Source organism: Agromyces neolithicus (assembly GCF_039529735.1).
Lineage (GTDB): Bacteria > Actinomycetota > Actinomycetes > Actinomycetales > Microbacteriaceae > Agromyces > Agromyces neolithicus.
This window is the reverse complement of the sequence record NZ_BAAANJ010000006.1, coordinates 282433-295289: the sequence shown is the minus strand read 5'-3', so window position 1 is coordinate 295289 and position 12857 is coordinate 282433. Positions and strand designations below refer to the sequence as shown.

The window sequence follows — 12857 nt, the reverse complement described above, 5'->3', positions numbered from 1 at the left end:
ACCCGGTCAGCCATGCGCGACCCCGAAACCGCCCGGCGCCTCGCCGGACTTTGAGAAGGCCGTGGCTCGTTTTGGAGGTCTGGCCGTCGTCGTCTAAGATCGTCCTCGGTACCGTGTCCGAGCGGCCGAAGGTGCAACTCTCGAAAAGTTGTGTGCGTGAAAGCGCACCGTGGGTTCAAATCCCACCGGTACCGCCACCAGAACCCCGCGATCATGCCGATCGCGGGGTTCTTCGTTTCGTGCAAGGATCGCGGAGTGCACCGACTCGTGGAGCTCGACGAGGGCGTCGTCGTGCGCGAACTGGCCGTCGGAGACGGGCTCGCGCTCGCCGCCGCATACCTGCGCAACCGCGAGCACCTCGCACCATGGGAGCCGGCCCGTACCGCGACGTTCTTCACCGCCGACTGGCAGGAGAGCGAGGTCGAGGTCGCGCTGCAGCGACTCGAGGCGGGCACTGCGTTGCCGCTCGTCATCGTCGACGGCGACGAGATCATCGGGCGCGTGAACCTCTCGGACATCGTGCGCGGCGTGTTCCTCAACGCCAACCTCGGCTACTGGGTTGACGCACGGTACACCGGCCGCGGAATCGCCACGACCGCCGTCGGCGTCGCAGTGGCCGCGGCGCGTGAGCTCGGCCTGCACCGCGTACAGGCCGGAACCCTCGTGCACAACCGGGCGTCGCAGCTCGTGCTCGAGCGCAACGGCTTCGAGCGGTTCGGCCTTGCCCGGCGCTACCTGCGCATCGCGGGGAGGTGGCAGGACCACCTGCTGTTCGAACGGCTGCTCGAGGGCTGACGGGGTCGACCGGCGCTCCGGCGAGGCGGGTGCCCCATCAACGTGAAGGCGGGGTGTTACCGTTGAGGCCGGGCGCCGCGGGGCGCGGGCGACGAGACCGGAGGTGATCGCGTGATCGAACTCATCGCCGCCTTCCTCCGGTTCACGCAGGCGTCGCTCGAACTCGCGGTGGCGTCGAACGCGCACATGACCGTGCTGCTGCTCGGCGTCGTCGGCGCAGCCGCCGTCGCCGTCATCGTGACCACGTACCGGGCGCTCCCGGCTCTCGTCGCCGCCGATTCGAGCGGTGCCGCGCAACGACTGCGGCAGACCGCCGACCCGGGCACGCTGCTCGCACAGAGCGACCCCGACGCGCCGGGTCGTGCCCGCCCGAGGGCGCCGGGTCGGGGCATCCCGGCCGCGTAGCGAACCGGTTCGCCCAGCGCGTACCTCGCGCCAGCGACACCCGTCGCCCAGCCGACGCTCGCCCAGCGAGCCCTTCGGCGACCCCTCGCGGCCAGACGGATCCCGCATCCCTCGACCGCAAGGAAACCACCAATGGACCTCTACGCCTTCCCGCCCATCGCGGCCCTGCTCGACGGCGCTCACGCCGTGCTCATGGCACTCGCCGACCTGCTCGAACCGCTCGTGGGCGTCTCGAGCGCGGCCGCCGCCGTCGTGCTCGTGACGCTGCTCGTGCGCGCCGCCCTCATTCCTGTGGGCGTTTCGCAGGCCAAGGCCGAGCGAACTCGCGCCCGGCTCGCGCCCCGGCTCGCCGAGTTGCAGCGCACGCACTCGAAGAACCCCGAGCGATTGCAGCGCGAGATGATGGGGCTCTACCAGTCCGAGGGCACGACCCCGCTCGCGGGCTGCCTGCCGATGCTCGTCCAAGCGCCGATCGTCGGCATCATCTACGCCCTGTTCATTCTGCCCACCATCGCCGGCCACCCGAACGACCTGCTCACGCACACGTTCTTCGGCGTGCCGCTCGGGTCGAGTCTCGCGGGATCGATCGCCGCGGCCACCGTCACGCCCGAGGTGCTGCTCGTCTTCGGCGCCGTGATCGTGATGATCGCCGCCGTCGGAGAGGTGACGCGGCGGGTGTTCCGAATGCAGGCGCTGCGCCTGCTCGGCCTGCTGCAGTTCATCACTGCCGTCGTCGCGGTGTTCGTTCCGCTCGCGGCCGGTCTCTACCTGCTCGTCACGGTCACGTGGACGCTCTGCCAGCGGATGCTGCTGCGCCGTGTCTACCCGCTGCCGGAGCCGAGCGCAGCATGAGCGGAGGAAGATCCTGGTCCGCGACACGCACTCTCAGGTACTTGCCAGCGATCGCGCCGAGTGGTTGAGTTCACCTACCACAACGAAGGAGCAAAGATGGGTTTCCTCGCGTTTCTGATTCTCGGCCTCATCGCCGGTGCCATCGCCAAGCTCATCCTGCCTGGCAAGCAGGCCGGCGGCTGGTTCATCACATTGCTGCTCGGCGTCGTGGGCGCCATGCTCGGCGGCTGGATCGGCGGCCTCATCTTCGGTCGCGGACTCACCGAGTTCTGGGATCTCGGCACGTGGCTCCTGGCGATCGCCGGGTCGATCATCGTGCTGTTGATCTGGGGTCTCATCACCCGCGGAAGCCGAAGCAAGAGCGCCTGACCGTCGACGCGTGACGCGACGCATGGGCGCGTCGCGTCACGCGTCGTGGTGTCGGGTCACGCGTCGGCGAGTTCGACGAACCGTCGCAGCATTCGTTGCGGTTCGGTGACGGATGCCGCTGCCAGGCGTTCGCTGACCTCGCGAAGCTCGCTCGCCGGAAAGTATCCGTGGTGCCGGTACACCTCGGCGCGGGCGACGAAATCGGCGGTCGACACCTCGGGGTGGAACTGCGTGGCGTACACGCGCGGGCCCGCGCGATAGATCTGCACCGGACAGCCCGCCGAAGAGGCGAGCAGCACGGCGTCGTCGGGGAGGCGCTCGGTGGCCTCTTTATGGCCGACGAGGGCGTCGAATCGATCGGGCAGCACCCCGACGAGTGGGTCGTCGCGGCCGTCGGGCGTCAGCGTGATCTCGACCGCGGCGGTATCTTCGCCGTGCAGGGTGCCCACGGTGCCGCCGAGCACGAGGGTGAGCACGCCGATGCCGTAACACGTGAGGAGCAGCGGCAGGTCGGTGGTGAGCGCGCGCTCGGCCAGCTGCGCCAGTTCGGCTTCGACCCGACGCTGCACGGGGTGCTTCTGCTCGTGGGCCGTGGTGACGTTGAACGGGCTGCCACCCACGACGATGCCCGCGAACGCGGCGGGGTCGACCGTGTGGAGCGGGTCGACGTCGAGGCGCAGGTGCTCGAGGCGAGCCGCGTCGAGCCCGCAGGCCCGCCGCACCGATTCGTACTCGGGGCCGACGGCCTCGACCTCGGGCCGCGCTGAGATGAAGAGGAAGGGCCGCTCGCTCATCGGCCTCTCCGGCGCGAGCGGGAACGGCTCGCCCGCTTCGCAGCGGCCTGCTTCGCGGTCGCGCGCTGCGCAGTCGCGCGCTTCGCGGCGCGAGCAGCCTTCGGGTTCGCGGCGGGCGTCTCGTCGGGCGCACCACGAGAGCTGCGCGCCGTGCGCCCGCGCACCACGGCGACGAACTCCTGGATGTCGTCGTCGTCGCGCTCGACCCGCCACACCAGCGCGATACGCGTGGTCGGGGCATCCGTCAGTGGAATCGCGACCACATCTTTGCGGTGATGCAGTCGCGCGACGCCGTGCGGCAGCACCGCATAACCGCTGCCGGCAGCGACGAGCTCGACGGTCATCGCCGGGTCGGGTTGCGCGGGCGCTGGTTGCTCGCCGTCGAGGTCGGCGGTGCTGAGCGTCTCATGGTCGGCGAGCGCATGGTCGCGCGGCAGCACGGCGACGGCGGTCTCCTCCCACAGCGGCACGATGTTGAGCGCGTCGGCGTCGAGCCCGTCAACGTCGATCGGAAGCCGCACGAAGGCGAGGTCGATGTCGCCCGTCGCGAGGCCGTCGGCCTGCGCGTGCTGCTCGACGCGCACGGCCTCGAGGGGCATGTCGGCACGCCGCTCGCCCCACGCGCGCAGCCACTTCGCGGGGCTCACCCCCGCGACGTAGCGCAGCCTCAGCGGCACGGTGCCCCCAACTCGTCATCGCCGCCGATCGGCGGCACTTCCGAGGGTATCGGCTACGGTGTGAGGGTGAGTCAGTCCCAGTCGATGAAGCCCGAAACCGCCGCCAAGAAGCTCGGCATTCTGCTCGAAGCCGCGCCAGAGCAGTTCCGGTCGGGCGTCGTCACGCGCGATGAGCTCAGTGCGCTCCAGTCCGACCCGCCCGAGTGGCTGCAGGTGCTGAAGCGCGAGGGCCCGCACCCCCGCACCGTGGTGGCCGCCAAACTCGGCGTCTCGAACTCGGGGCTCGCCCGCGCGGGCATCGACGAGCCGCTCACGACCGCCGAGATCAAGGCGCTGCTCGCCGCGCCCCCGGCGTGGCTCGTGCAGGAGCGTGCGACGCAAGCGGCAGTGCGCGCCGAGAAGGTGCGCGTCACCGAGCGTGACAGGGAGCGCGCCGCTCGGGGTCGAGAGTCGGGCGGCGCGGGGGTCTGAGGTCTCGATACGCGCTTCGCGCTACTCGACCGACGTGCGCGCGAACTCGAAGCTCAGCCTGCCGCAGCGGCGAGCTGCTTCGCGATGAACGCGGCCGCGTCGCTCAGCTCGACCTCGGAGATCGAGTGCGCGAGGCCCTCGTAGGTGCGCTGGTCGAGGTCTGCGTGCGCCGGCAGCCACTCGATCGTGTGCGCGATGAACGTCGCATCGATGACGCCGTCGTCGGTGCCGCGGCCCCAGAACACCGGCGGGGCGACCTGTTGCAGGTGCTCGTCTTCGTCGCGAACCCCGGGCATCGCGAAGCCCGACAGGTTGACCGCGAACGCGAATCGCTCGGGATCGCGTCGCATGAGCTCGAGCGCCATGGCGCCGCCCTGCGAGAAGCCCAGCAGGCCGATGGTCGAGTGCTCGGCGGCGGTGCGGTCGAGCCACTCGATGATCGCGTCGGTCGCCGCGGCCGCCGCGGCGAGCGCCTGTTCGCGCCCCTGCGCGAGCAGCGGGAACCACGCGTAGCCGTAGCCGGTGAAGCTCGGGGCGCGCAGCGAGGCGATCGCCGGCTCGAGGGGCAGGTACGGTGAGAGCCCGAACAGGTCGCCCTCGTTCGAGTTGAACCCGTGCAGCAACAGCAGCAATGGCCGGCCCGCACGGTCGGCCTCCGAAGCCGACCAGAGTACGCTGTCGTCGTCGATCCGCACGGTGGCCATGGGTGCAACGCTATCGCGGTGGGGCAGAATCAGAGGCATGACCGTACGCACCCCCGATCCCGACTGGAATCCCGACGACGAGCCCGTCGTGCGTCCGCCGGTGAATCCGGGGTGGCTCAGCGATCTCGAGCTCGCTGAGGTGCGGGGGCGGCTGCCGCTGCTCTACGTCGAGGCAGTGCCGGTGCGCGTCGACGGGCTCGGCCAGGTCACCGAGGTGGGCATGCTGCTGCGCGCGAACGCCGTCGGCGAGATGACCCGCACGATCGTGTCGGGCCGGGTGATGTACGGCGAGACCGTGCGCGACGCGCTGTTCCGCCACATCGAGAAGGACCTCGGGCCGATGGCGTTCCCGCTTCTGCCCGCGAGCCCTGTTCCGTTCATGGTCGCCGAGTACTTCCCCCTGCCCGGCATCTCGCCGTTCACCGACGAGCGCCAGCACGCGGTGTCGCTCGCGTTCGTCGTGCCGGTCACCGGCACCTGCGAGCCGCGGCAGGATGCGCTCGAGGTCACGTGGATGACCCCTGCCGAAGCGGTGACCGACACCGTTCGCGCAGAACTCGAGGGTGGGCGCGGCACGCTCGTGAAGCAGGCGCTCGCCTCGGTGGGCGCGCTGCCCTAGTCGGTCGAGTAGCGACGAAGGCCGTAGTCGGTCGAGTAGCGACGAAGGAGCGTATCGAGACCACTTCATGGGGTCTCGATACGCTCCGCTACTCGACCGGCGACGCTCAGCGCACCAGGCGCACCTCGTGGATCTCTTCGCCGAGGAACGGCACGTGCTGGTCGGCGCCGTCGGCGACGAAGCCGTTGCGGGCGTAGAAGCGGTGGGCACGCGGGTTGTCGGACGCCACCCAGAGGTAGCCCGGCCCGTCGCCGCACGCTGCGTCGAAGAGCTTCTGGCCGATGCCGGTGCCGTGGTACGCGTCGAGCAGGTAGATGAAGTACAGCTCACGCTCGCGCGGCGGGTTCTCGTCGCGCGCGGGGCCCGAGCCGACGAACCCGACGATCTCGCCGTCGACGAGCGCGGCGAACTGGTTGTACTCGTCGCCGCGGGCGGCCATGTGGGTCCAGAGCTCGGCCATGCGGCGCGGCGACAGGTGCTCGAACGCGGCGGCGCTGATCAGGTGGTCGTAGGTCTCGTGCCAGCAGGTGGCGTGTACGCGTCCCAGCGCCTCCACATCGGAGTCGCGGATGGGGCGGACGACGACTTCGGCAGCGACTTCGGTGCTCATGCCCCGAGACTAGGCCAGGGCGCGCCCGCCACGAAATCGAGGCGGACGCGCCCTGGCGTGTCGAGGTTCACCCTGCCGGATCAGCCCTGCGCGCGGCGGTTGCCGCGGGTGTTGCGATTGGGCGAGACGAGGCTGCCGACGCGGATCGGCTGCTTCGCGGCGCCAGAGCGAGCGGATGTCCCGCGCTGCGCGCCCGAGGTCTGCGCGCCGCGGCTCTGGCCACCGCCCTGCTTCGGGGCGTGCGCCTTGGTCTCGGCCGGGCGGCCCGAGCGGTCGCGCCGCGGAGTCGCGGGTGCGACATCCGACTGCCCGCGACCGCGACTGCGACCCTGACCGCGCGACTCGCCGCCCTGGCCGTCGCGGGCCGCGCGCTTGCGCTGTGCGTTGGCGCCCTGTGAACGGCCGCCGCCCTGCTGCTGGGTGGCGGCGCGAGGCGCCGGCTTCACGTACGGAGCGACGTCGCCGACGAGCGAGGTGACCGCGGGCGAGGTCGCGTTGACCTGCTGCGGCGTCACCGTGATGGCAGCCTTTCGCAGCAGGGTCTTGAGGTCCTGCTTCTGCGCGGGGAGGCAGATGGTCACCACGTCGCCCTCGCTGCCGGCGCGAGCCGTGCGGCCCGAGCGGTGCAGGTACGCCTTGTGCTCCATGGGCGGGTCGACGTGGATGACGAGCTCGACGTTGTCGACGTGCACACCGCGTGCTGCGACATCCGTGGCCACCATGACCTTGGCCGAACCGTCGGCGAACGCCGCGAGGTTGCGGTCGCGCTGCGGCTGCGACAGGTTGCCGTGCAGGTCGACCGCGGGGATGCCCTGCTCGGTGAGCTTCTTCGCGAGCTTCTTCGCGTGGTGCTTCGTGCGCATGAAGAGGATGCGGCGGCCTATGCCGCTCGCGAGCGTCTTCACGAGCTCGTTCTTGGCGTCGACGTCGGCGATCTCGAACACGTGGTGCGTCATCTGGGCGACGGGCGAGTTCGCCTCGTCGACCGAGTGCAGCACCTCGTTCTGCAGGTAGCGCTTCACGAGCTTGTCGACGCCGTTGTCGAGCGTCGCCGAGAACAGCAGGCGCTGCCCGCCCTGCGGGGTCCTGTCGAGGATGCGGGTGACGACCGGGAGGAAGCCGAGATCGGCCATGTGGTCGGCCTCGTCGAGCACGGTGATCTCGATCGCGTCGAGGGTGATGAAGCCCTGCTTCATGAGGTCTTCGAGGCGGCCGGGGGTGGCCACGACGATGTCGACGCCGGCGCGCAGCGCCTCGACCTGGCGCTTCTGGTTGATGCCGCCGAAGATCGTGGTGGCGCGCAGGTCGTAGGCCGCGGCGAGCGGCTCGATCGTGTTGGTGATCTGCGTGGCGAGCTCGCGCGTCGGTGCGAGCACGAGCGCGAGCGGGCGGCCCGGGCGGCGACGGCCGCCCGCGAGGGTCGTGCCGAGGCGCGCCACGAGGGGCAGCGCGAAGGCGATGGTCTTGCCCGAGCCGGTCTTGCCGCGGCCGAGCACATCGCGTCCGGCGAGCGTGTCGGGCAGGGTGTCGACCTGGATCGGGAACGGCTCGGTCTTGCCGTCGGCAGCGAGCACGGCGACGAGGGGAGCGGGCACGCCGAGCGTGCTGAAGGTGGTGTCGGTCACAGGGTGGCCTTTCGGGGCATGCGACACCGTCGGGTGTCTGGCCGCGCACAGCGGCAGATCGGGAGCCCGACGGTGGGAATTGGCGAAGGCGCCGGTCGGCGCATCCGTTCGCCGTATGAGAGTCAACGGGCGCCCTCGTGATGAGGCCCTGCCCGGAAGCGTTTCTACGACGCAGGCGGCGCGTTCATCGCGGCCGCCGTGTAGGAGCATAGCGCATCGGGCTGCGGCGAACCTGTCAGCGGGGCATCCGCTCGCCGACCGGGATCTCGGCGGGCACCGTGTTCCCCGCCTGCGGGAGGGGGCACGACCACGACGGGTCGTAGGCGCATGAGGGGTTGTAGGCGAAGTTGAAGTCGACGATGAGGCTGTCGCCGTCGGCGCCCGCACCGAGGTCGGCGCCCTTGACCGTGTCGAGCAGGTAGCGCCCGCCGCCGTAGGTGCCGCCAGGGAGTCCCGCGAGGCCGTCCTTGACCGGGAGGAACAGCCCGCCGCCGTAGTCGACGAGGCGCCAGACGTCGAGGGTGCCGAAGTACGGGATGTGCACGGTTCCCACGAGCGAGAACGGCACCGGCCCGTCGGCACCGCCGTCGACGCTGATGCGAACCGGCTCGTTGGCGCGATGCACCTCGAGCTCGTACCGCCAGTCGGGGTCGTAGCGCGGCACGGTCAGCCCGGTGAACTGCGCGCGATCGTCGGGCAGCAGCGGTGAGAGCGGATGTCCCGCGAAGAGCTCGTCGCGCGCGGACTTCCAGAGCTCGTGGCCGGCGGCCGGGTCGTGCGCGCTCAGCTGGCGCACACCGGCATAGAGCCCGAACATGCGGCGGCGCCAGTCGGAGAGCTGCAGGGCGCCGATGGTGTCGGTCATGCCGCCGCCCGCGCGTCGGCGGTTCCGGGCGGGTCGTACGACCACCCGGGTGCGAGTTGCCGGAGGCGAGCGCCGCGCCACTGCCAGAACGCCCACGTGGGATACCACGCCGCGAGGTCGAGCGGCCCGGCGTGCGCGAGCAGCTGGTCGCGGTACAGCGCACGGCCGCCGGGCAACGGCGAGACGGCCATGCGATGGTCCCATCGGTCGAACACCGCGAGCGGGCCGGTGACGGCGCCGCCGCCGTCACGCAGCATGCGCACCCCGGTCGGCAGACCGCCGGGATAGCTGACGTCGACCTGCTCGTCGCCCGCGGTGAATCGGCGGAACGCGAGGGCGCGCAGGCGGTGCGAACCCTCGGGCCACACGGTGGGCAGCCCGCCCGGATCGAGTGACGTGAAGTCGAGCCAGGGTGCCACGACCTCGCGCAGCACCGCAGGGCTGCGGATCGCCCGCCACGCGGCGTCGGCCGTGCAGTCGAGTTCGAGTTTCAGGAGCACCCGCATGTGCTGAGAGTATGACGAGCGGATGTCCCTGCCAAGGCCATCGCCGCATCGGCAGGCATGTCGCAGCGGCTTCGGAGGCCGCGGTCACGCGCGCCGCCTAGAATCCGGCACATGCCCGAATCGCTCTGGTGGTTGCCGTCGCTGCTCGTCTTCGGGGCCGCGGCCGTCGTGCTCGGCGGCGCCGTCGTGGGTCTGCGTCGACTCGGCTCGCGCCGTGAACATCGTGACCTCGAGCAGGGTCGGGCAGCAGAAGCGCAGGCGAAGGCACGCATCGTGCAGGCCGACGACGCCGTGCGCGACGCCGAGCGCGAAGTGGCGTTCGTCGAGGCGCAGTTCGGTGCGGCGTCGGCACGCGAGCTGCGCGCCACGGTCGACTCGGCTCGCGGCCGGCTGCGCGAGGCGTTCCTGCTGCAGCAGCGGCTCGACGACGCCGAGCCCGACTCGGCTGCCGAGCGCCGCAGCTGGACGGCGCGCATCGACGACCTCTGCCGTTCGGCGCTCGCGGCGATCGATGCGGCCGACGCGGCGCTGACGACACGACGACGAGCCGAGCGCGGCGCCGGCGACGAACTTCCGGCACTGCGCGAGCAGGCGGCGCGGCTCGAGCGGCGACACGCGGAGGCGTCGCAGATGCTCGACCGGCTCGGTACGCGCTTCGATGCGAGCGCACTGACCGCAGTGCGATCGGCGGCCCGGCGGGCTGAGGCCGCGCTGACCGCTGCGGCCGAGGCGCTCGACGAGGCCGAACGCCGCGTCGACGGCAGCCGACCTGTCGAAGATCGACTCGCCGTCGCGGGCGACCGGGTGGCCCAGGCGACCCGCGACCTCGGCGAAGTCGAGGGCTTCGAACTCGAACTGGCCGACGCGCAGGCGTCGGCGTCTGAGGAGCGGGAGGCGCTCGAAGGCGAGCTCGCTGCAGCTCGCCGGGAACGCGATGATGCCGACGACGCCGACGCGGGCGCGCGACTCGGCGAGGCCGTCGGCGAGGTGTCGGCGGTCATCGCCGCTCGTAGCGAGGTGTCGGGGATCCGTTCGCCGACCGCGATCGCCTGCGCGCCGCCCGTGACCGGCTCGAGGTCGCCCGCGCGGCCGCGCGCACCGCCCAGAACCGGCTCGACGGCGCCCGCGGCGCGCTGGGCGGGGCGATCGCGATCGCCGAGAGCCAGCTGCGGGTCGCGCGTGCGGCGATCGATCGCGGACGCGGCGGTGTCGGGGCCGATGCCCGCACCCGGCTCGCCGAGGCCGAGCGGCAACTCGTCATCGCGCGTCAGGAGCCCGACCCCGTGGCGGCCCTTGATGCTGCCCGGCGCGCGACCTCGCGCGCGAGCGACGCCGAGGCGCTCGCGATGTTCGATGTGAGGGGCGGGTGACCTGCCGGTGTGCATGGCATGGCCGGTGCCACGGCGCCTCCGTCTCGAGCATGCCCTCTGCGTGAGGCGCCCCAGTCGGGCGAATCAGAACGGCGGAGGGTCGTTGCCCGCGGTGTGCCCGGTGGGGCTCGTCCACTGAACGGTGCCGGGATCGGTGCGCTTCACCCTGAACTTGGTGACGTGCTTCAGACGGTGATGATGATGGCAAAGGGGCACGAGGTTGCCCTCGTTCGTTCGCCCACCGAGGAACCAGTCGAGCAGGTGGTCGATATCTGAGTCGACTGCGAGCCTGCCGCAACCGGCTCGAGCGCAGGTGCCGAACCGCAGTGCGAGCCACCGACGTTGCGCCTTGGTGGGGCGGTAGCGGGTGCGATCGAGATCGAGCGGCGCGCTCGTGATGGGGTCGACCGCGACGCGAAGGAATGACGGGGAGTCAGCGAACAGCTGCCTCGCGGTCGCCGGATCGATCGGACCGTGCCCGTCGAGGTGTGCCGGCGCGTCATCGGCGCCCGTGACCGTGAGCAGCGGAACCGTGACGATCACGTCGACCTTCGCCGCAGTCGGAGTGCCGTCGCCGGCGAGCCAGGCGACCGCGAGGTCGGCACGGACCTGGTCGCGCGTACGCTGCTCGCCCTGGTGGCGGGAGACGTGCCGGGCGGTGGAGTTCAACCGCGCCTTGATGCGGGCCGCATCGACGGAGTCGACGAACATCGACACCCAGGTCATGCCGTCATCGACTGGCTCGAAGACAACGCGTCTCTCGGCGAGGGCTCGCGCGTGACGTGCGGTCAGGCTTTCGCGTTCGAGCCGCGCGCGAAGTGCCCGCGCCGCCGCCCGGAACCGGGCCGGTGTCATGGTGCCGGCGATGCGTGCAACGCCGGCATCGAACTCCGCTCGAACCTCGGGGTCGTCGCGAAGACCCATGAGCTGGTCGACCGCCGAGCGCATGTCGGCGTACGGCACCACCCCGCTCACGCACCGCTGCCACAACTGCGGGAGGTGCTGCCGGAGTGACGCGGCGAGATGTGCCTGGGTACGGACGGTCGCCTCGCTGAGGCGCAACCGCGCCGCGACGTCGGCGACCACCGCGCGCACCGCGAGCTCTTCGGTGCCGGAACCGCCGAGCGCCGACGGTTGCAGGTAGAGCCTCGGCATGCGTCGGGCCAGGTCGACCGCGAGGTCGATCGCCTCGAGCTGATCGGCCATGGCCCGGTTGGCCGTGAACTGCGCTGCCTCGGCATCGAACAGCAGCGACGCGAGCCGCTCGCGCGCGGGGAGAGAACCGCGTGGTGGTTGTGACTCAATCGGTGGCTGCGAGAGATGCGACGTGGGCCACTCATCGCTCTCGCCACCGAACCAGCCGGCGACGGTGAGGTCGCCGTCGCCCGCTTCGATGCTCGCGACGAGGGCGTCGAATGACGCATCCCAGTCGACGTCTGCATCGAATGAATCTTCCATGACCAGAGCGTATGCCGAGCCACCGACATCAGATCGGCGCCCGACCTTCATGCGAGGTCACATGCCATGTCACGCCGCACGCGGCGCTATTACGCTCGAACCATGTTCTCGAGAACGCCCGATCTCAGGCCGCGGGCGCAGGCGAGCTATCAGGTGCGCTTCGACCAGGGCGTCGCAGGCGCGCACCGCATCGGCGGCGGTGCCGACGTGGTCGTGTGGGTCGACGTGCTGACGGATGTCCCGTCACCCGCCATCTCCGAAATGCCGGCCGGCCCGGCCGTGCTCGAAGGCGGTTTCATCGATGCCTCGGCCATCGCCGCGTGGCTGCTCGCCGAGCAGGAGCGTCTGGGTCGCCGTCTCTACATCGCGATCGTCGCCGCCGGCGACCCCGACGGTGCCTTCGCCGCCGACGACGTACTCGCGAGCGGCGCGATCGTCGATGCGCTCATCGCGCTCGGCATCGACGACACCTCGCCCGAAGCCGCGGTCGCATGCGCTGCTTTCACTTCGCTGCGCCGTGCGGTGCGCCACCTGACGGGTGCGTCGGGGGCCGGCCGTTCCGCGGTCGCATCGGGTGTCGATTCGGCCGAGATACACGCGGCGAGTGCGCTCGACAGCTCGAGCGTGGTGCGCATCAGCCGCACCGGAGTCGTGACCGGCGGGGCGGGCACACCGGCGTAGCTCGACACACCGCGATGTCGCGGCGGCGCGCCGGCGTAGGGCGACACAGCGGTGTC

General features: G+C 71.2%; 16 protein-coding genes and 1 tRNA gene. 9 read left to right on the top strand and 8 right to left on the bottom strand.

The window, feature by feature from the left end; all coding sequences use genetic code 11:
* The first annotated feature begins 107 nt into the window (after positions 1-107).
* The 5 genes from ABD164_RS10265 to ABD164_RS10245 all read left to right on the top strand — a co-directional run bounded on the left by ABD164_RS10265 (position 108) and on the right by ABD164_RS10245 (position 2421).
* Positions 108-197 (top strand) — tRNA-Ser (locus tag ABD164_RS10265).
* Positions 198-255: 58 nt separating this feature from the next.
* A complete protein-coding gene (locus ABD164_RS10260) occupies positions 256-795 on the top strand; it encodes a GNAT family N-acetyltransferase (RefSeq protein WP_344295864.1) in 540 nt (179 codons plus the stop codon).
* Between the two features lie 111 nt (positions 796-906).
* On the top strand, positions 907-1200 hold the full coding sequence (locus ABD164_RS10255; protein ID WP_344295863.1) for a DUF6412 domain-containing protein: 294 nt from the start codon (positions 907-909) through the stop codon (positions 1198-1200).
* A gap of 132 nt (positions 1201-1332) precedes the next feature.
* On the top strand, positions 1333-2052 hold the full coding sequence (locus ABD164_RS10250) for a YidC/Oxa1 family membrane protein insertase (RefSeq protein WP_344295862.1): 720 nt from the start codon (positions 1333-1335) through the stop codon (positions 2050-2052).
* Between the two features lie 96 nt (positions 2053-2148).
* Complete coding sequence (locus ABD164_RS10245; protein ID WP_344295860.1) at positions 2149-2421, top strand: GlsB/YeaQ/YmgE family stress response membrane protein; 273 nt, start codon at positions 2149-2151, stop codon at positions 2419-2421.
* Positions 2422-2477: 56 nt separating this feature from the next.
* On the opposite strand, the gene ABD164_RS10240 is transcribed toward ABD164_RS10245, so the two are convergent.
* Together ABD164_RS10240 and ABD164_RS10235 are read right to left on the bottom strand one after the other, a co-directional pair.
* Positions 2478-3215, bottom strand: coding sequence for a glutamine amidotransferase (locus ABD164_RS10240; RefSeq protein WP_344295858.1), 738 nt, complete (start codon positions 3213-3215; stop codon positions 2478-2480).
* Entirely contained in the window at positions 3212-3892 is a 681-nt protein-coding gene (locus tag ABD164_RS10235; protein ID WP_344295857.1) for a LysR family transcriptional regulator substrate-binding protein, read from the bottom strand. Before ABD164_RS10235 ends, ABD164_RS10240 begins: the two co-directional genes overlap by 4 nt.
* An 84-nt stretch (positions 3893-3976) precedes the next feature.
* Here ABD164_RS10235 and ABD164_RS10230 point away from each other — a divergent pair, with 84 nt between their 5' ends.
* Entirely contained in the window at positions 3977-4363 is a 387-nt protein-coding gene (locus tag ABD164_RS10230) for a DUF5997 family protein (RefSeq protein ID WP_425545937.1), read from the top strand.
* Positions 4364-4416: 53 nt separating this feature from the next.
* Here the strand turns inward: ABD164_RS10230 and ABD164_RS10225 are convergent, their stop codons facing one another.
* A complete protein-coding gene (locus tag ABD164_RS10225; RefSeq protein ID WP_344295855.1) occupies positions 4417-5067 on the bottom strand; it encodes an alpha/beta hydrolase in 651 nt (216 codons plus the stop codon).
* Between the two features lie 37 nt (positions 5068-5104).
* Between ABD164_RS10225 and ABD164_RS10220 the strand changes: the two genes are divergently transcribed.
* Entirely contained in the window at positions 5105-5686 is a 582-nt protein-coding gene (locus ABD164_RS10220; RefSeq protein WP_344295854.1) for an NUDIX hydrolase family protein, read from the top strand.
* Between the two features lie 106 nt (positions 5687-5792).
* Here ABD164_RS10220 and ABD164_RS10215 read toward each other — a convergent pair whose 3' ends face one another.
* From ABD164_RS10215 to ABD164_RS10200, 4 genes are all read right to left on the bottom strand, one after another.
* On the bottom strand, positions 5793-6296 hold the full coding sequence (locus ABD164_RS10215) for a GNAT family N-acetyltransferase (protein ID WP_344295852.1): 504 nt from the start codon (positions 6294-6296) through the stop codon (positions 5793-5795).
* Between the two features lie 80 nt (positions 6297-6376).
* The gene (locus ABD164_RS10210) at positions 6377-7921 is read right to left on the bottom strand and encodes a DEAD/DEAH box helicase (protein WP_344295850.1); all 1545 of its coding nucleotides are present in this window, start codon (positions 7919-7921) and stop codon (positions 6377-6379) included.
* A 235-nt stretch (positions 7922-8156) separates the two neighbouring features.
* Complete coding sequence (locus tag ABD164_RS10205; RefSeq protein ID WP_344295848.1) at positions 8157-8786, bottom strand: DUF1684 domain-containing protein; 630 nt, start codon at positions 8784-8786, stop codon at positions 8157-8159.
* Complete coding sequence (locus tag ABD164_RS10200; RefSeq protein WP_344295846.1) at positions 8783-9292, bottom strand: hypothetical protein; 510 nt, start codon at positions 9290-9292, stop codon at positions 8783-8785. The genes ABD164_RS10205 and ABD164_RS10200 overlap by 4 nt, the downstream gene beginning before the upstream one ends.
* A gap of 111 nt (positions 9293-9403) precedes the next feature.
* Here ABD164_RS10200 and ABD164_RS10195 point away from each other — a divergent pair, with 111 nt between their 5' ends.
* The gene (locus ABD164_RS10195; RefSeq protein ID WP_344295844.1) at positions 9404-10651 is read left to right on the top strand and encodes a hypothetical protein; all 1248 of its coding nucleotides are present in this window, start codon (positions 9404-9406) and stop codon (positions 10649-10651) included.
* 95 nt (positions 10652-10746) lie between these two features.
* Here the strand turns inward: ABD164_RS10195 and ABD164_RS10190 are convergent, their stop codons facing one another.
* Positions 10747-12120 (bottom strand): HNH endonuclease signature motif containing protein, encoded by a 1374-nt coding sequence (locus tag ABD164_RS10190; protein WP_344295843.1) that lies wholly within the window; start codon positions 12118-12120, stop codon positions 10747-10749.
* A 102-nt stretch (positions 12121-12222) separates the two neighbouring features.
* Between ABD164_RS10190 and ABD164_RS10185 the strand changes: the two genes are divergently transcribed.
* Complete coding sequence (locus tag ABD164_RS10185; RefSeq protein ID WP_344295841.1) at positions 12223-12801, top strand: 2-phosphosulfolactate phosphatase; 579 nt, start codon at positions 12223-12225, stop codon at positions 12799-12801.
* Positions 12802-12857 lie beyond the last annotated feature (56 nt).